Raw genomic sequence first — 18,598 nt, forward strand, 5'->3', positions numbered from 1 at the left:
ATAATTTTCTCAGCAGTGAATCAACTATCTTGCCATAGCAAGCAATCCATACGAAAAAAAAATCCATACGATCAACAATGATCCAAAGACTGCATTTCGCCTATAATCCTTATTGTTGACAATTATTTTCTTCATAATAAATGTAAAGTTAACAAAGAACAAAATAGCAAGAATAGGATTAAGGTACAACGCAGTAAGAATAATGAAAGTCAAACTATTCACCTCATCCAAATTATACCATATGTGTCTGGATGATTATCAATTTGCGCGCAGTTTGAATCAGTATGCTGATCATGCTCCTTCTTTGCTCCTCAACTAATGTTGCTTCGATGCACAGTTTGCTTTACTGCATGGTCACGTCTGCATAGATGTCAACGCTTGTCCAAATGTCAAATAGTTAAATTGTCGAGGAAAATCGTTTAGTCTGCATGCGCCTGTAAATGAACACGGCACATACAGACTAACCACTTCACTACCAAGTAAGTAACAGTAAGTATTTTTTAAACATAACCCTATACAACCGTAACAACATAAAACACAAACTCCCCGCAATCTCCACTATCCCAAGGCCGACAATACTTCACTGAAATCGACATCATTCCTCGCCGCAGAGCCTGAAAGGACATCACCTGATGTCCCTCTTGCCCAATACGAGCTGGCGATGGTGGAGGAACAAAATGATTCGCATGCAACGATAAAAAGCGAGCATCCACTGGATTAGACAAGTCCCACTGGTAGCCGGTAGAGGGATTTGCCACTAGCGTAATCGTGAACAAGTGGCCTTCCTGCACTTGCAGTGTATACGTTGAGGTCTTGACCACTGGCTTTCCCCCTTTGAATGATGTCGATACCCATTTTCCATACCGTATGAAAAAAGCTTGATAGCTGCTAATGACAAAACAAGCAGTAAAAAATTTATTATCATTTATTTCATGTGATTCAGTGCGTTTACAAGTTGTGGAATTACTTGATACATCTATCATTTTGCGAAAATATAACGATAGAAAATAGCCATTATACGTACAATGTTCCTAATTAATTTGAAACAATTAGTATGATCTGGAAAGGAATATGCAAGATGCTGGCGAATATGTAGGGACAAAGACATATATTGTCGAAATGTCTGTTGTTATTTGTAATCTTTATTACCTAGTTGGTGTTATGACTAGAAATATTCAGAGAGAGTAGAATTTCTTTTGCTCGTGCATGTAGGTACATTTCCCAGCACTTCCATGGCGCAGAATATCTCGCGCATGGAAGAAGCTTTTTCTTTGTGTTCATACTTGCTAGGAAAGGGAAAGGAAAATTGATGGAGAGCATTGCAGAATTATTTAAGAAAAAAGAGTACTACCACGCATTTCAGCCCATATGTCAGCTTCCTGAGAAAAGTAGGATAGGGTATGAAGTATTACTTCGCAGTAAAGCGGGGATCCATCCAGAGGCATTGTTTTCTTTGGCGAAGGAAAACAAAAAGCTACCAGAACTCGACGCTCATTCCCTGCATTATGCGCTCTTGACTTTTTTTCATTCGTCGATTGAACACAAAAACGAGCTTTTATTTGTGAATATTTTTCCTTCTACCATAATAGAAGACACATTTCCTGGCTTCATTCAAAATATCGCTGGTTCCTTTCGTCCCTTTTTAACCCAAATCGTTTTGGAGATCAACGAATCGATTATGGAAGGAGAATGCTGGAGCGAACCCGTTTTTACACGACGCATAGCTGAATTGAAAAAGTTGGGGTTCCTAATTGCGTTGGATGATGTCGGAGATGGCGCAAACATATTCAGTAAAATTGAAGATATCTCGCCTGATTACATTAAAATTGATCGCTTTTTTTCGCAAGAGCTCTCGAGTTCATTAGAAAAGCAAAAGACTGTAAAATTGTTTGTCGATTTTTGCAAAGATGCACCTCAACTCATTCTCGAAGGAGTTGAAGAAGAAGAGGATTTTGCTTGTGCTTCTTTATTGGGCGTTGCAATCGGCCAGGGGTACTTGTTTGGTAAACCAGGCAGTTTGCCGGACGAATAAGAGGGCAATGCAGAATTGGAGGAATTTTTATGGCTAGTGATAACAACGTATATTCGCGGAAGGCAACGCTTTCCTTAAAAATATCCGAGTTTGAAGTCCCTCCGATGCAAGATCTGTTGATCATCGGACGGAAAGCACCAATTGGTCCTGAGGCAGTAAGGAGAATGGCGGATGCACTTTCACCAGAGCAGTTTACCTTACTGAAAATGAATCATCCAAAGATTGAGGCGGTTTTGTTAAGAAATACCCTTTTGCAAATGATTGATGAAAAATTGTTGATGAAAATCATTCTGGAAGAGGCAGAGCGTATGATTAGCGACTCTATGGTTCTGCGATCTGAGTTGAAAATAGCATTGTCTGTTCAACGAGAGGTGGATCTGTTATGAACATCTCCGACATCATGACGACGACGATTTGTACCATCACCTCTGACAAAAGTGTCTCTTATGCGGCGGAGCGAATGAACGAATCTCATGTTGATTCGTTAGTTGTCATGGATCACGGAGAGGTACTGGGAATGGTTACGACGAGAGATGTTTTGTCAGCTCATCCAAACCGAATCGTTGCCGATGCCATGAGTAGTCAGCCGTTCTATCTGTCAGCCAATCACAATGTTTGGGAGGCCTATCACGCGCTTCATCAAGAACAAAATGGGCTTGCTTTAGTCAAACAAGAGGATCAACTGATCGGATTCATCACAAAAGAAATCGTAGAGATGAAAATAGCAGAATATCGAGACCCATTATCGGGTTTGTATCGCGCTCCATATATCCAGTTTATTGGGGAAAATTTTTTAAAGGAGCGAAAACCTTTCCATTTGCTTTTCATCGATTTGAACGACTTTGGTCGAATTAATAAGCTGCATGGCCATCCATTTGGGGATGATGTCATCCGCACCTATTCTTCGGTCCTCTCTTCATTAGCTGAAGAACAGGGAGATTACTTATGTCGTTATGCAGGGGACGAGTTTGTTTTGATCTCTACGATTTCCGATGAACAGATTCAGGAATACATTACGCTCATTAAACGTCCAACAAACGTTCTGGATATCTTCGTATCTGCAGCTGTTGGTCATGTGAACGGGTACCAAACACCAGACTTCTTCGCCAGATCGTGGCGGGAATTAATCGCGGAAGCAAGTTTAGGCTCCTCAGCTGCCAAATTATCCAAAACACTTACTCCCACAGTGGGATAGGAAAAGTATAGTTTGCCAGCAATGCGCATACACTTTTGGACAGGCTAAGATCTTTCTTTGCAACCGATTATTTTATGGTACGTAATACATATTGTGAATAGATCGATATGAGGAGGCAATGACATGATTGTAACTACTACCAGCATGATCCAAGGGAAAGAAGTGGAGGAGTATTTGGATATTGTCAGTGGAGAGGTGATCATGGGTGCAAACGTAGTCCGTGACTTTCTCGCGGGGATTACGGACATCATCGGAGGCAGAAGTGGCTCATATGAGAGCAAGCTCTCAGAAGGTCGTGAACTGGCCTTGCGTGAAATGAAAGAAAAAGCACGGGTATTAGGTGCAAACGCAGTGATTGGGGTTGATCTCGACTTCGAAACATTGCGAGAAGGTATGATGATGGTTATTGCCACAGGCACAGCTGTACGTGTGAAGTAAGCCGGTAAACACCCGGCTTTCTTTTTTTACCTAAAGGGGTGCTACTACATAGAATGCAAGGAGAAGTGACCATGCAAGTACAAAAAACTCTTCAGGATTTATCGGATAGAATAAACGCCCAGCCACAAGGGATCGCAGGAGTACATGCGGTGTACCATTTTGTCCTAAGTGGAGAAGAGGTGGGCACCTACGAGGTTGTTTTTGCCGATAATCAAGCGGACTACAAGCTGGGTGTGACAAGGGAAGCAGGCTGCAAGCTGGAGTTGTCTGACAAAGATTTTATTAAGCTCGTAGAGGGACGCTTGAATCCCACCGTTGCTTTTGTAACAGGTAAGCTAAAAATTAGCGGAGAAATGGGACTTTCGTTTAAATTGCAAACAATTTTACATCACTATCAATCAGAAAAATAACGAAAAAACTAGTCAATTCTTAAAAGGTTGCGTTAAAATATGACCAAACAATGACACCTACTCTAACATAAAACGAGGGGAAACATGCGCCATATTTGTTCATTGATTGCGATGGTAAGCCAACTGGAAGAACAATCTGTGCGTTTTGATTTTTATCAAGAAATCAGACGACCCAAGCCAGAACGTCAGTTATTAAAGCATCATGCACAATTACCGCGTCATTATTTCGATTATTTAATTCATTCAGGAGTATTGGAAGTGGAAACAGATGCCCCATATCAGCCGGGGAAGATCATGCCTGCTTCCATCGGTATGAACATACGCTCGCTCGGTGGAAACGTATTGTTTGACATGTGCTTTGCTCCACAAACATATAAATTGTGGCAAAACACAGATGCAAGCATAGAAGACCTTTCGCTGCCTGCTGATATATTTGAAGAATACGTCTATCGCTTAGGCGCCATTAGTCGCTTTCGCTATTTAGGCCGAATCGATGATCCCGTAACAGCAACAAAACTTGGTGAGAACGACATGATTGAATTCAAACGCGACTTTCTTTATTCGAAGACGGGAATTATTAAGTCTATTGTGGCGTTTGCGAATTCAAACAACGGGAACTTATTTTTAGGCATTTCAGATGAGGGGACAGTGTGCGGGATTGATCATGAGATCGAGCAGTATGGAGACCCGGACAAATACATTCTTGCCATTACGCAATACATCCAAGATAAGACGTCACCGTTTGTGACCCCATTTCCAAAAATTTCGTTGAAAAAAATAGATGGGAAAACAGTGGTAGCTATCTTTGTAGAAGCCTCATCTGATTTGATTTGTGGTTTGGACAAAAACAATGAAAAGTATGTGGTGATCCGTACGAACAATCGCTCTGTTGTCGTGAAAGATCCGCACCAAATTGGTGAAATTTACGTGAAACGAAAGCTTGGCAGTGAGATCAGCCGTCGATTGGGACTTCTGTAGCGTTATCTTACAGGAATACACGAGGAGGGTTACTGCGTGATATCGTCTTTACGTACGTGTCTACTGGTTATGATGGTGAGTAGCTTGTTCGTCTCTGGCTGTGCACAGCCAGGCAAGGTTTCTGATGACATGAAAGATCATATTGAGACAGAACTTGGTGCGGTTGAAAAAGTAACGGTGATGTCAACAGATGGACAGGAAGTATTAGTGGACTTGCGCTTGTTTTTGCAAGAACTGTCCGGACAGGGACAAGATTTACAAATATCATCCGAGCCTTTAAAGCAAGAAGATGTACGTTTTACACTTGTTCTCTACCGAACTCAGCAGGCTCCACTCGTTGTGACAGTGGGGGAATCGGCAAGTGAGTTTGGAGGACATACGTATCGTGGAGCGGGTGCCAGCTATTTTTATCAGTGGGTAAACAAGTTAACTGGCAAAGGAGTGCTCTCACAAAAAATTCAGAGCGTGCGTTTATCTGCAGAGGACCTTGGTCAGGCGCGCGTGTTGAACGAAGCAGAAGCAGAATACATCAGGAAAGTAATGGGATCGGCAGTTCCAGAGTTGGACAGTCGCAGCAAACAGTATCCACTCTACCCAAACTATCGGATGAGAATAAATTCTGCTGACAAACCGGTTGAAGTGGCCATTTTGACGCCGACGCTGATTGCGGTTCCCTTTGGGAGAGAAACGTTTTTCTTTCACGTAGAGGGTAGCCTCTTTTCGCGCTTAACGGAATGGATGCCGCCAAGCAATCGTAAGGAAGACAGAATCGACCAGTTATTTAAATCTACACGGATTCGCATCACAGCAAATGGCGAAATGAACGTCAAAGACTCAGAGTTGGATGTCACCCAAACGACGATCGAGCAAGGTATTGCCCATCAATCCGTCCGATTGCTAAAAAATGCAGATCCACTAAATGCTCTACCGAAAGATCTGGGCTCAAAACAATACGAACTTCATTTTTTGGTGAATGATACAGAACAGAGAATTGAATTATATCCACGTTACTTTAAGTATGACCAAACTTGGTACATTCACGATGAACTCGCTGAAAAACAGTGGAAATTGTTTCAATCTCTACGAAAATGAGGAATTTCCTCATGAAGTTTCGCATTTCTGGTCACGATAAACAGAACATATTACTACCACTTTTGCAGTTTTTGTCGTAGAATAGTAACGTTGCACTGATAGTGGAGGTTATGACCGGAAAAAGACAGACGTCTTTGAACCGGTCTAAAAGCCTGCCGATCTTTATCTGCCATAGGAGGATGGAGAATGAACATTCATGAGTATCAAGGTAAAGAGATACTTAAGCAGTACGGTGTAAAAGTTCCTGAAGGACGCGTAGCTTTCACAGTGGAAGAAGCTGTTGAAGCAGCGAAAGAACTGGGCACCCAAGTAAACGTAGTAAAAGCGCAAATTCACGCTGGTGGCCGTGGTAAGGCTGGCGGTGTAAAGGTTGCAAAAAATCTTGATGAAGTTCGTACATATGCCAGCGAAATTCTTGGTAAAGTACTGGTTACTCATCAAACAGGACCAGAAGGTAAAGAAGTTAAGCGCCTTCTGATCGAGCAAGGCTGCGACATCAAGAAAGAATACTACGTTGGTGTAGTAGTTGACCGTGCTACTGGAAGCGTTGTAATGATGGCTTCCGAAGAGGGCGGTATGGACATCGAGGAAGTAGCAGCAAACAATCCAGAAAAAATCTTCAAAGAAGTAGTTGATCCAGTAACAGGTCTGAATGGCTTCCAAGCTCGTCGCCTGGCTTACGCAATCAACATTCCAAAAGAATTGATTAACAAAGCTGCCAAGTTCATGATGAGCTTGTACCAAGCTTTTGTTGATAAAGATGCTTCTATCGCTGAAATCAACCCACTGGTTGTAACTGGCGACGGTGAAGTAATGGCACTGGATGCGAAACTGAACTTCGACAGCAACGCTCTCTATCGTCACCCTGACATCGTAGCTCTGCGCGATCTGGATGAAGAAGATGAGAAAGAAATCGAAGCTTCCAAGTTCGATCTGTCCTACATCGCACTTGATGGTAACATCGGTTGCATGGTAAACGGTGCAGGTCTGGCGATGGCAACGATGGATATCGTGAAATTCTACGGTGGAGACCCGGCTAACTTCCTTGACGTTGGTGGCGGAGCTACTGAAGAGAAAGTAACGGAAGCGTTTAAAATTATTCTCCGTGACGAAAAAGTAAAAGGTATTTTCGTCAACATCTTCGGCGGCATCATGAAATGCGACGTTATCGCAAACGGCGTAGTGAATGCAGCAAAACAAATCAAATTGGACAAACCTCTCGTTGTACGTCTCGAAGGTACAAACGTAGATTTGGGTAAGAAAATCCTCAATGAGTCCGGTTTGAACATCGTAGCTGCAGAATCTATGGCGGATGGTGCTGAGAAAATCGTATCCTTGGTGAAGTAAGATATTTCGAGTAGATACGTTAAAAAAGGTGGGAAAATTACGCGATGAGTATTCTCGTTAATAAAAATACAAAAGTAATTACGCAAGGGATTACGGGTGCAACTGGTCTGTTCCACACTCGCGGAGCCGTTGAATACGGTACACAAATGGTGGGCGGTGTAACACCTGGTAAAGGTGGAACCGAAGTTGACGGTATTCCAATTTTCAACACAGTAAAAGAAGCGGTTGAAGCAACTGGTGCAACTGCATCCGTTATCTACGTTGCTCCTCCTTTCGCTGCTGATGCGATCATGGAAGCAGTTGACGCTGAACTGGATCTGGTAATCTGCATCACAGAAGGTATCCCAGTTCTGGACATGGTAAAAGTTAAGCGCTACATGGAAGGCAAGAAAACCCTTCTCGTAGGTCCTAACTGCCCTGGCGTAATCACTCCAGGTGAGTGCAAAATCGGTATCATGCCTGGTTACATCCACGTTCCAGGTAAAGTGGGTATCGTATCCCGCTCCGGTACCTTGACGTATGAAGCAGTTCACCAAACTTCTACTCGCGGCCTTGGTCAATCCACAGCTGTAGGTATCGGTGGAGACCCAGTAAAAGGTATGGAGTTCATCGATGTACTGAAAATGTTCAACGAAGATCCAGGCACAGAAGCAGTTATCATGCTGGGTGAAATCGGTGGTACTGCGGAAGAAGAAGCAGCAGAGTGGATCGCTGCTAACATGAAAAAACCAGTTGTAGGCTTCATCGGAGGACAAACTGCTCCTGAAGGAAAACGTATGGGCCATGCTGGTGCGATCATCTCTGGCGGTAAAGGTACAGCTGCTGAGAAAATCGCGAAGCTCGAAGAATGCGGTATTCGCGTAGCGAAAACACCTGCAGTTATCGGTGAAACACTTGTTGAATTGCTGAAAGAGCGCGGTATGCTCGAGAAAGTAATGGGCAAGTAAGCAGATAAGACAGAAGTGGACAGGCTTAGGCTTGTCCACTTTTTTATTTTTGAAGCAGCCTCTTTCTTTCGATAGAATAGCTTTCAATACCGTCTGCAGTGACAATTGTGATCGGGATGAAGGAGGATTTTGGAGTGGAAAAGGCGAAGCTCGACGAGAGAGACTGGGTGTATGTGTTTACGATGATTTCAGGTTTGGGAAGAAGGAAAATCCGAGAAATCTTTGAAATCACAGGTTCTTTTCAGGTTGCCGTCGAAAATTGGCATGAACTGGCACGTCAGCTCAGATTGACTCCCTTGATCACTGGGCAGGTTGACAAGCATAGCAATGTAGCTTCAGCAATGGCACTATTGGAAAAGCGTGAAGAAGAGGGAACGCGCTTCTTATGTCCTTTTGACGATGCTTATCCTGTTTCGCTCCGCAATATCCCTGATTTTCCATGGACGTTGTTTTATCGTGGCGATCACACATTATTGGAAAAATTGTCGATTGGCGTCGTTGGTTCGCGCAAACCGACACCATATGGAAGAGCGAGCTGTAGCTTTTTTGTCCGAGAACTGGTACAAGCAGGTCTTGTCATTGTCTCAGGGGTAGCGTATGGAATTGATGCGGAGGCTCACCAAGCTACCTTGAAAGCAGGGGGTAAGACTATTGGCGTGCTCGGCTGCGGAATGAATCATGTTTATCCTTCTCGACATCGAGAACTTTATCGCGAAATTGAATCTTTTGGCCTACTCCTCAGCGAATATCCTCCTCATATTCCACCTGTTTCTGGATTATTTCCAGAGAGAAATCGTATCATAAGTGGACTGTCTATCGGTGTATTAGTGGTGGAAGCAGCAGAAAAAAGCGGATCCTTGATTACGGCAGACTGTGCACTTGAGCAGGGCAAGGAAGTTTTTGCAATTCCTGGTCCGATTTTTTCATTGATGAGTGCAGGACCGCATAACTTGATCAAACAAGGTGCAAAGCTAGTAACGTGCAGTAGCGATATATGGCATGAAATCAAACATCATCTTCCAGAAGCTGGGCAGATGAAGCAGGTCGTGAAAAGCAATGCAACCGATGTCATTCCCTTATCTAATGAAGAAAAAGCTATTGTGGAAGCCGTAACATATGATGGAATTCATCTGGATGAGTTAATGAGCAGCTTAGAAAAAGACAAACGCAGGATGCTACATCAGCTGGTCATTCGTTTGGAAGCTAAAGGGGCCATTGTGGCACTTCCTGGCGGTTATTTTGCACGGCGATAGCATATCCGGTAGCTTTTTGGCAATGCTTAGAGGCACAAGTGTTTGACAAACCGGATGAGGGTATTTAATAATAGGGAAGATTCCTTACTAAAAGGGGAGGAAAAAAATGGCTGATACGCTAGTAATCGTAGAATCCCCTACGAAGGCCAAAACCATTGGAAAATACCTGGGTAGTAAATATATCGTGAAAGCGTCTATCGGGCATGTACGCGATTTGCCGAAAAGTCAAATGGGTGTAGACGTTACACATAATTTTGAACCCAAATACATAACCATTCGCGGCAAAGGCGATGTATTGAAGGGCTTAAAAGATGCCGCTAAAAAAGTGAAAAAAGTATATCTCGCAGCCGACCCGGATCGCGAAGGGGAGGCAATTGCTTGGCATTTGGCACAATACTTGGGTCTCGATTTGAATCAACCGCTTCGTGTGGTATTCAATGAGATTACCAAAGATGCCATTAAAGAAGCGTTCAAGCATCCACGACACATAAACATGGACTTGGTAAATGCTCAACAGGCACGTCGCATTCTCGACAGACTCGTTGGTTACAATATCAGTCCAATTTTATGGAAAAAGGTTCGAAAAGGCTTGAGTGCCGGACGTGTTCAATCGGTTGCGGTAAAGCTTATCATGGATCGTGAGCGGGAGATCCAAGAGTTTATCCCGGAAGAGTATTGGACAATTGCGAGTACATTGATCAGCGACGGTAAAGAAATTAACGCGAAGTTCTATGGTTATGGCGATGAAAAGATGGAGCTTCATTCGGAAGATGATGTAGCAGCGGTATTGAAACGAATGAAGAACAAACCATATGTGGTACAAAAGGTAACCAAGCGTGAGCGCAAGCGCAATCCTGCACCTCCTTTTATAACGAGTTCTTTACAGCAAGAGGCAGCGCGTAAGCTGAATTTCCGCACTTCTAAGACCATGCGAATTGCTCAAGAGCTCTATGAGGGGATCGACGTTGGCAATAAAGAAGGCGCAGTTGGTTTGATTACCTATATGCGTACAGACTCTACTCGCCTATCTGTAACTGCACAGAACGAAGCAAGAGAATACATACTTGAGAAATATGGTCCAGACTATGTGTTATCTGAGCCACGCAATCAGGCGAAAAACGAAAATGCTCAAGATGCTCATGAAGCGATTCGTCCAACAGGTGTGATACGTACACCGGATGAAATTAAGGAATACTTGTCGAGAGATCAGTTGCGCTTGTATCGATTAATCTGGGAGCGTTTCCTCGCCAGTCAAATGTCATCTGCTGTTCTTGATACGATGAGCGTAGATATTGACGCAGGTGGAGTTACCTTCAGAGCAACAGGATCAAAAGTGAAGTTCCCTGGATTTATGAAGGTATATATTGAAGGAAACGATGATGGCGCAGAAGAAGAAAGCTTCCTTCCGCCTATTGAAGAAGGACAAATCCTCGAACAAAAAGAAATCGAGCCGAGTCAGCACTTTACACAACCACCACCTCGATTCTCCGAAGCGCGCATGCTTAAATCGATGGAAGAGATGGGAATTGGACGTCCGTCTACCTATGCGCCTACATTAGAAACCATTCAAAAGCGTGGCTATGTAGCATTAGAGGAGAAGCGATTCGTCCCGACCGAGTTGGGTGAGATTGTGATCACGCTTGTCGAGGAGTTTTTCCCGGAGATTCTCAACGTAGAATTCACTGCGCATATGGAATCGGGCTTGGATAATATCGAAGCAGGAGCCACCAATTGGGTGCAGGTGCTGGACGATTTTTATCAAGACTTTGCAAAGCGCGTAGTTGTTGCAGAAGAAGAAATGAAAGAAGTAGAGCTGAAAGTCGAAGAATCGGATGAATCGTGCGAGCTTTGCGGCCGTGTGATGGTATATAAGCTTGGCCGATTCGGCAAGTTTTTAGCTTGTTCCGGATTCCCGGATTGCCGAAATACGAAGCCGATTGTAAAAGATATCGGTGTAAAGTGTCCGCAGTGTGAAACCGGAGAGATTATCGAACGTAAATCTAAGAAGAGTCGTATTTTTTACGGATGTAATCAATATCCGGAATGCGATTTTGTATCGTGGGACAAACCGATTGCCAGACCTTGTCCAAAATGTTCCAGCATGCTCGTGGAGAAAAAGCGCAAGAAGCAAGGAGTTAGCATTGTTTGTACGAAGTGTGATTATCAAGAAGAGGCAGACTCCTAAGCAGCTTGATTCGATTTTGTAGTTTGGAGGATTAACAGCATGTCACAACCAACAATAACAGTAGTGGGCGCTGGTCTCGCTGGTAGTGAGGCAGCATGGCAAATCGCGCAGGCGGGTGTAAAAGTAAAGCTGTATGAAATGAGACCGAAGACACAAACGCCTGCACACCATACCGATAAATTTGCAGAGTTGGTATGTAGTAATTCATTGCGTGCTAACACGTTGACGAATGCAGTGGGTGTATTAAAAGAAGAAATGCGTCGACTGAACTCTGTCATTATCGATGCGGCAGATCGTTGCGCGGTTCCAGCTGGAGGCGCGCTTGCCGTAGACAGACACGAGTTCGCGGCTCATGTTACAGATGCCGTTCGTAATCATCCATTAGTGGAGGTCATTTCGGATGAGATTACCGAAATTCCTGAAGGGATTGTCGTAATTGCGACGGGACCACTTACTTCTCCAGCTTTGTCTACAAAGTTAAAAGAGCTGACGGGTGAAGAATATCTGTACTTCTATGATGCAGCAGCGCCCATTATCGAGAAAGACTCGATTGATATGAACAAGGTGTTCGTTGCTTCCAGATATGATAAAGGTGAAGCAGCCTATCTGAACTGCCCGATGACAGAAGAGGAGTTCAATCGCTTCTATGATGCGCTGATCTCTGCAGAAACAGTTCCATTGAAGGAATTTGAAAAGGAAATTTTCTTCGAAGGCTGCATGCCGATTGAAGTATTGGCAAAGCGTGGTCACAAAACCATGACATTTGGTCCCATGAAGCCAGTGGGTCTGGTTGATCCGCGGACAGGTAAAAAGTCTTACGCGGTTGTACAACTTCGTCAGGACAATAGTGCTGCGACATTGTATAATATCGTAGGCTTCCAGACCCACTTGAAATGGCCGGATCAAAAAAGAGTCTTTTCACTCATTCCTGGGTTGGAAAACTGCGAAATCGTTCGTTATGGTGTGATGCACCGCAACACCTTTATCAACTCGCCAAAACTGTTGAATCCTACGTATCAGTATAAAGACCGGGAAACACTTTTCTTTGCTGGTCAAATGACTGGTGTAGAAGGATATGTAGAGTCAGCGGCATCTGGTTTGCTTGCGGGGATAAATGCAGCACGACTCGCAAAAGGGGAAGAATTGATCGAGCTTCCACCAGAAACAATTATGGGCAGCATGGCTCGTTATATTACAACGGCAGATCCAAAGCATTTCCAACCAATGAACGCAAACTTTGGCTTGGTACCAGAATGGCCAGAAAGAATCCGAGACAAGCGTTTGAAAAATGAAAAGCTCGCTGAGCGGGCGCTAGATACAATTCAGAATTTTACACAAGAACGACACAATTAACATTGATATCCGATTTTCGTCTGTGTTACTATATAGGTGCTTCGAGGAGGGTGCATCCCGTATGGACATTTCGCAACAAAATTCTGCGGATATTGAGATGTTTACCCGCTATTTGCGAGTTGAAAAAAACGCCTCTCCTCATACGGTGAAGCAGTATGTGGCAGATATCAGCGAATTTGTCTCCTTTATGGAACAGCACCAAATCACCGTATTTGCTGCTGTTTCTTATTTGCATGGTCGCTCCTTTCTCGCGCAATTGGCTGGCAGGGGGCTTTCCCGACGAAGTATTGCCCGCAAGCTATCCAGTTTGCGTAGCTTGTACCGATTTCTGTTGCGTGAAGATCAACTGGAACAGAATCCATTTCAACTAGTCTCCACTCCCAAAATGGAGAAGAAACTTCCTTCCTTTTTATATCCGCAAGAAGTTCAAGCTTTTTTCGATCTGCCTGATACCACTACTCCACTGGGAATTCGTGATCGGCTGATTTTTGAACTGTTGTATGCAAGCGGCATGCGCGTTACGGAGCTCACCACTTTATCTGTGAATGATGTGAATCCGAGCATGGGAGTCGCATTGGTTTATGGAAAAGGAGCGAAAGAACGGTATGTGCCGGTTGGAAGTTATGCCTGCGACGTTCTTCGGCAATACCTAGAACATGGAAGAGAAAAACTGTTGGCTGGAAAAGTAGAACACGGCAATTTGCTGGTTAACTATCGGGGAGAACCGTTATCCGACCGCAGTGTTCGGCGGATTGTAGACAAATACGTAGATACGTACGCTCTTCAATTGCGGGTTTCACCACATACCTTTCGTCATACGTTTGCGACCCATATGTTGAACGGTGGCGCTGATCTGCGTACCGTGCAAGAATTACTGGGCCACGTCAATGTTTCAACGACACAGGTGTACACGCATGTGACCAAAGAGCGACTTCGGCATGTATATGACACCGCTCACCCACGAGCAAACCCGGGCAATACAGGTTCCGCCAATCGGACATAACGGGAGGAATCAGTGATGGAACAGTTTCACGCAACAACCATATTTGCTGTACAGCACAATGGGTCTGTAGCGATGGCCGGAGATGGTCAGGTTACTTTTGGCAACAGCATGGTAATGAAGCACGGTGCCAAAAAAGTAAGACGTCTATATCGCGGCGAAGTTTTAGCAGGATTCGCTGGCTCTGTTGCGGATGCCATTACGCTTTTTGAGAAGTTTGAAGGAAAGCTGGAGGAGTACCACGGCAATCTGCAGCGCGCTGCTGTAGAGCTGGCGAAAGAGTGGCGCATGGATAAAATTTTGCGTCGTTTGGAAGCAATGATGATTGTTGCCAATAAGGAGCATTTGTTGCTTATCTCCGGAAATGGCGAAATCATTGAGCCTGATGATGGGATTCTTGCAATTGGTTCTGGCGGTAGCTTTGCCCTTGCAGCAGGTCGTGCATTGAAAACATATGCGCCTCATCTCGGCGCACGTGAAATTGCGGAAGCATCACTTCGTACCGCTGCTGAAATTTGCGTGTTCACAAACAACAATCTTGTTGTGGATGAGTTGAATTGAGCGAAAGGGAGGAACCTGCTGTGCTGAATCTTGAGCAATTAACCCCGCGTAAGATCGTAGAGCATTTGGATAAATACATTGTCGGGCAGGCACAAGCCAAGAAAGCCATTGCTGTAGCGCTTCGCAACCGCTATCGTCGAAGTCGTTTGCCAGAGCAAATGATTGAAGAGGTTGTTCCAAAAAACATCTTGATGATCGGACCTACTGGTGTTGGAAAAACGGAAATCGCACGTCGGATTGCAAAACTGACAGGTGCTCCTTTTATTAAAGTAGAAGCAACGAAGTTTACGGAAGTCGGTTATGTAGGACGAGATGTGGAATCGATGGTCCGTGATCTGGTGGAAGCTTCTATCCGTACGGTCAAACAGGAAAAAGTAGAGTCGGTGAAAGAGAAAGCCGAGAAGCTTGCGAATGAAGCGATTGTGAACGTGCTTGTCCCATCTCGCAAGCAGTCGAACTCGTTCAAAAATCCGTTGGAGATGTTCTTTGGTGGACAGCAGCAACAGCAGGAGGATACCTCTGATCAAGAAGAAGTATCGATCCAGCAGCAACGCAGACAAACCATGTGGCAATTGACGAATGGCCAGTTAGAAGAGCAAATGATTGAGATTGAAGTCGAAGATCAATCACCTTCGATGTTTGACATGTTCCAGGTTCCGGGTACAGAACAAATGGGGATGCAAATGCAGGATATGCTCGGTAGCCTGATGCCTAAGCGGATGAAGAAACGAAAATTGCGAATAAAAGATGCGCGAAAGGTATTAATTCAGCAGGAAGCGCAAAAACTGGTGGATATGGACGAAGTTACGCAGGAGTCAATTCGTCGAGCTGAACAACACGGTATTATCTTCATTGACGAAATTGACAAGATTGCGGGTAAGGATGGGCGTGGCCCGGATGTATCCCGTGAAGGGGTCCAGCGTGATATTTTACCGATTGTGGAAGGCTCAACTGTGATGACTAAGTATGGTCCTGTCAAAACAGATTATGTTCTGTTTATCGCAGCTGGTGCTTTTCACATGGCAAAGCCATCAGATTTAATTCCTGAATTGCAAGGCCGTTTTCCGATTCGGGTGGAACTGACTAGCTTGCGCGTTGAAGATTTTGTCCGAATTTTGACTGAGCCTAAAAACGCGTTGCTTAAGCAGTACGTTGCCCTCTTGGAAACAGAAGGTGTGCGTGTTGAATTTACACCGGAAGCCATTCAGGAACTCGCTCGTCTCGCTGCTGAGGTCAATCAGAGCACAGATAACATTGGTGCTAGACGATTGCACACCATATTGGAGAAGCTACTGGAGGATCTCTCTTTTGAAGCCCCAGAAATCCACCTAGAAGTAGTACAGATTACCCCCGATTATGTCAAACAGAAATTAGGTACAATCGTGGGGAACAAAGACTTGAGTCAATATATTTTATAAACATTGGATAGGCAGCACATATAATTAGGAGGAAATACAGATGGATCTACTGTCAAAAACAAGAAGAATTAACCGCATGTTGCAAAAATCCGCGGGTCATGCCGTGAACTTCAATGAAATGTCCCAAGTTTTGAGTGACGTTATCGAAGCAAATACTTATGTTGTAAGCCGCAAAGGAAAGCTTCTCGGCTTTGCGATTCATCAAGAGATGGATAACAGCCGTATGCGCAAAATGCTGGAAGAACGCCGTTTTCCAGAAGAGTACAGCATGGGGTTACTGAAAGTAGATGAAACATCTGCGAACCTGGATGTAGATAGCCCATACACCATTTTCCCAGTTGAAATGAAAGAAGTATTCCGTACAGGTTGGACGACGCTCGTTCCAATCATGGGTGGAGGAGATCGTCTCGGTACGCTGATTTTGGGTCGCATTAATGATCAATTTGTCGATGACGACCTGATTCTTGCAGAAGTAGGGGCAACTGTAGTAGGTATGGAAATCTTGCGCGAGCGTTCTGAAGCAATCGAAGAAGAAGCGCGCAGCAAAGCGGTTGTGCAAATGGCGATTGGTTCCCTCTCTTATAGTGAGTTGGAAGCAGTTGAACATATTTTTGAAGAACTCGAAGGCAAAGAAGGCTTGCTCGTAGCCTCCAAAATCGCGGATCGCGTAGGGATTACTCGCTCCGTAATTGTAAACGCACTGCGTAAACTGGAGAGTGCGGGTGTTATCGAATCCCGTTCTTTGGGAATGAAAGGTACCTTCATTAAAGTGCTGAATGAAAAGCTGTTGCCTGAACTGGAGAAGCTCAAAACCTCGTAATATACCTTGCCAAAAGTTACACGGAAGTAAACAAAAGGTGTAGCAACTCATGTTGCTGCACCTTTCTTCATGGGACTTTAGTCCTAGTTATTTCAAGAAACGACACATTATTACCATAAATTATATGTTGAATTTTAATGCTTGCCTCGACATTTACGATGGTTTGAATATGGTTTCCTTGTAAAATGCAGTAAAAAAACAGGAAAGATAAGGGATTTAGTCCCATTGAATCATTTTGAAAAACGTCATGAAAAGGGGCTTTTTTGTCCAAATTGATTTTGCTATGATTGAATCGTATTAGGATGTCGAAAATACAGGAAATATAGGTGGTTTTAGGGAAAGTAATTGACTCATATTGGGGGAGAAGGAAAAATGCTGGATAGTTACCATCTGCAGGTCCTGGAGAGATCACTCGACGCTGCAACATTGCGACATAGAACGATCGCAAACAACCTTGCCAACATAGACACCCCTCAATTCAAAAGTCAGCAAGTCATCTTTGAGAGCTTTTTGCAAGATGAGTTGAATGCAAGAGCGGGAAATGGCAAGTTAGAAGCGTATCGGACCAATCAACGACACCTCCCGTTTGGAAATGTAGGGGGCGTTGCAGTACCGCAGGTTGTGTCCAATCCGAATAACTTCATTCAGAACAGTGGCAATGATGTTGACTTGGAATCAGAAACAACAGAATTGGCTAAGAACCAAATTTGGTACAGCGGTTTAACGCAATTGACAGCAGGACATTTTCAGAAACTACGCAGTGTAATTGAGGGTGGAGGTAAATAAAGATGAGCTTGTTTCAGGGGATTAACACAAGTGCTTCTGCCTTAACAGCTAACCGCTTGCGATTGGATACGATTTCTTCCAACATTGCAAATGCGGAAACCACTCGAGCAAACTTCGTAGATGGCGCCTGGCAGCCATATCGGAGGAAAATGGTGGAGTTGTCACCTCAAACAAATGGAACATTTGATAACTTCCTGCAAGCAGCCGTAGGGACGGTCTCAGGAAGTCAGGGTGGACAAGGTGTGAAGGTCACAGCGATTCAAGAAGACAATACTCCGTTTAAGCGAGTATTTGATCCATCTCATCCAGATGCAGATCAAGACGGATATCTCTTGATGCCGAATGTCGACCCGATGAAAGAGATGGTGGACATGATCTCCGCATCAAGATCATACGAAGCCAACGTGACAGCATTGAACGCTTCCAAATCGATGATGCTAAAAGCATTGGAAATCAAGTAAAGCGGGTGACAGTAAGGAATGGAAATGAGTGCAATCTCCCAACTAACGCCAATTCGTACACCGAGTGTGAACAAGCCAACCCCAGCTGAAGTTTCACAAGAATTCTCATCGTTTCTATCGGATGCCATGAATAAAGTGAATCAGGCGCAAGTAGAATCGTCGAATCTTGCCGACAAGTTTGCAGCGGGAGAAATTACCGATTTGCACCAATTGACTGTTGCAGGTCAAAAAGCTTCCGTGATGCTACAAATGACTATGCAGGTCAGGAATAAGATGATTGAGTCTTATCAAGAAATCATGCGCATGCCGATTTGATCGTTGT

General features: G+C 44.2%; 20 protein-coding genes. 19 read left to right on the forward strand and 1 reads right to left on the reverse strand.

Translation table 11 applies throughout. The features are described from left to right. Nucleotides 1-512: 512 nt before the first annotated feature. A complete protein-coding gene (locus tag HP399_RS12910) occupies nt 513-821 on the reverse strand; it encodes a protease inhibitor I42 family protein (protein ID WP_173617405.1) in 309 nt (102 codons plus the stop codon). Nucleotides 822-1,309: 488 nt separating this feature from the next. Here HP399_RS12910 and HP399_RS12915 point away from each other — a divergent pair, with 488 nt between their 5' ends. From HP399_RS12915 to fliE, 19 genes are all read left to right on the forward strand, one after another. After that, a complete protein-coding gene (locus HP399_RS12915; protein ID WP_173617406.1) occupies nt 1,310-2,032 on the forward strand; it encodes an EAL domain-containing protein in 723 nt (240 codons plus the stop codon). A 29-nt stretch (nt 2,033-2,061) separates the two neighbouring features. Continuing rightward, complete coding sequence (locus tag HP399_RS12920; RefSeq protein ID WP_017249346.1) at nt 2,062-2,418, forward strand: hypothetical protein; 357 nt, start codon at nt 2,062-2,064, stop codon at nt 2,416-2,418. Continuing rightward, nucleotides 2,415-3,227 carry a CBS domain-containing protein gene (locus tag HP399_RS12925; protein ID WP_173617407.1) on the forward strand — a complete coding sequence of 271 codons (813 nt, stop codon included), beginning with the start codon at nt 2,415-2,417 and terminating at the stop codon, nt 3,225-3,227. The genes HP399_RS12920 and HP399_RS12925 overlap by 4 nt, the downstream gene beginning before the upstream one ends. 123 nt (nt 3,228-3,350) lie before the next feature. After that, nucleotides 3,351-3,665 (forward strand): YbjQ family protein, encoded by a 315-nt coding sequence (locus HP399_RS12930; RefSeq protein ID WP_048033469.1) that lies wholly within the window; start codon nt 3,351-3,353, stop codon nt 3,663-3,665. A gap of 71 nt (nt 3,666-3,736) precedes the next feature. Continuing rightward, nucleotides 3,737-4,075 (forward strand): SCP2 sterol-binding domain-containing protein, encoded by a 339-nt coding sequence (locus tag HP399_RS12935; RefSeq protein WP_173617408.1) that lies wholly within the window; start codon nt 3,737-3,739, stop codon nt 4,073-4,075. A gap of 84 nt (nt 4,076-4,159) precedes the next feature. Continuing rightward, on the forward strand, nt 4,160-5,053 hold the full coding sequence (locus tag HP399_RS12940) for an AlbA family DNA-binding domain-containing protein (protein WP_173617409.1): 894 nt from the start codon (nt 4,160-4,162) through the stop codon (nt 5,051-5,053). Between the two features lie 36 nt (nt 5,054-5,089). Continuing rightward, nucleotides 5,090-6,145 carry a hypothetical protein gene (locus HP399_RS12945; RefSeq protein WP_173617410.1) on the forward strand — a complete coding sequence of 352 codons (1,056 nt, stop codon included), beginning with the start codon at nt 5,090-5,092 and terminating at the stop codon, nt 6,143-6,145. Nucleotides 6,146-6,331: 186 nt separating this feature from the next. Beyond that, nucleotides 6,332-7,492 (forward strand): ADP-forming succinate--CoA ligase subunit beta, encoded by a 1,161-nt coding sequence (gene sucC / locus HP399_RS12950; protein WP_007719385.1) that lies wholly within the window; start codon nt 6,332-6,334, stop codon nt 7,490-7,492. Nucleotides 7,493-7,536: 44 nt separating this feature from the next. Further along, the gene (sucD, locus tag HP399_RS12955) at nt 7,537-8,439 is read left to right on the forward strand and encodes a succinate--CoA ligase subunit alpha (protein WP_007719376.1); all 903 of its coding nucleotides are present in this window, start codon (nt 7,537-7,539) and stop codon (nt 8,437-8,439) included. A gap of 134 nt (nt 8,440-8,573) precedes the next feature. Next, nucleotides 8,574-9,692, forward strand: coding sequence for a DNA-processing protein DprA (dprA, locus tag HP399_RS12960; protein WP_173617411.1), 1,119 nt, complete (start codon nt 8,574-8,576; stop codon nt 9,690-9,692). Between the two features lie 106 nt (nt 9,693-9,798). Next, nucleotides 9,799-11,877 carry a type I DNA topoisomerase gene (gene topA / locus HP399_RS12965; protein WP_173617412.1) on the forward strand — a complete coding sequence of 693 codons (2,079 nt, stop codon included), beginning with the start codon at nt 9,799-9,801 and terminating at the stop codon, nt 11,875-11,877. A 39-nt stretch (nt 11,878-11,916) separates the two neighbouring features. Beyond that, nucleotides 11,917-13,230, forward strand: coding sequence for an FADH(2)-oxidizing methylenetetrahydrofolate--tRNA-(uracil(54)-C(5))-methyltransferase TrmFO (trmFO, locus tag HP399_RS12970; protein ID WP_173617413.1), 1,314 nt, complete (start codon nt 11,917-11,919; stop codon nt 13,228-13,230). Nucleotides 13,231-13,291: 61 nt separating this feature from the next. Beyond that, nucleotides 13,292-14,233 carry a tyrosine recombinase XerC gene (gene xerC, locus HP399_RS12975; protein ID WP_173617414.1) on the forward strand — a complete coding sequence of 314 codons (942 nt, stop codon included), beginning with the start codon at nt 13,292-13,294 and terminating at the stop codon, nt 14,231-14,233. A gap of 15 nt (nt 14,234-14,248) precedes the next feature. Then, nucleotides 14,249-14,791 carry an ATP-dependent protease subunit HslV gene (hslV, locus tag HP399_RS12980; protein ID WP_015891764.1) on the forward strand — a complete coding sequence of 181 codons (543 nt, stop codon included), beginning with the start codon at nt 14,249-14,251 and terminating at the stop codon, nt 14,789-14,791. Between the two features lie 20 nt (nt 14,792-14,811). Beyond that, nucleotides 14,812-16,209 (forward strand): ATP-dependent protease ATPase subunit HslU, encoded by a 1,398-nt coding sequence (gene hslU, locus HP399_RS12985; RefSeq protein WP_304502543.1) that lies wholly within the window; start codon nt 14,812-14,814, stop codon nt 16,207-16,209. A gap of 40 nt (nt 16,210-16,249) precedes the next feature. Then, entirely contained in the window at nt 16,250-17,029 is a 780-nt protein-coding gene (gene codY / locus HP399_RS12990; RefSeq protein WP_016743316.1) for a GTP-sensing pleiotropic transcriptional regulator CodY, read from the forward strand. 372 nt (nt 17,030-17,401) lie between these two features. Then, entirely contained in the window at nt 17,402-17,815 is a 414-nt protein-coding gene (flgB, locus tag HP399_RS12995; protein WP_173617415.1) for a flagellar basal body rod protein FlgB, read from the forward strand. Between the two features lie 2 nt (nt 17,816-17,817). After that, the gene (gene flgC, locus HP399_RS13000) at nt 17,818-18,276 is read left to right on the forward strand and encodes a flagellar basal body rod protein FlgC (protein WP_173617416.1); all 459 of its coding nucleotides are present in this window, start codon (nt 17,818-17,820) and stop codon (nt 18,274-18,276) included. Between the two features lie 18 nt (nt 18,277-18,294). Beyond that, entirely contained in the window at nt 18,295-18,591 is a 297-nt protein-coding gene (gene fliE / locus HP399_RS13005) for a flagellar hook-basal body complex protein FliE (protein ID WP_173617417.1), read from the forward strand. Nucleotides 18,592-18,598 lie beyond the last annotated feature (7 nt).

Source organism: Brevibacillus sp. DP1.3A, assembly GCF_013284245.2.
In the GTDB taxonomy this organism is placed as follows: domain Bacteria; phylum Bacillota; class Bacilli; order Brevibacillales; family Brevibacillaceae; genus Brevibacillus.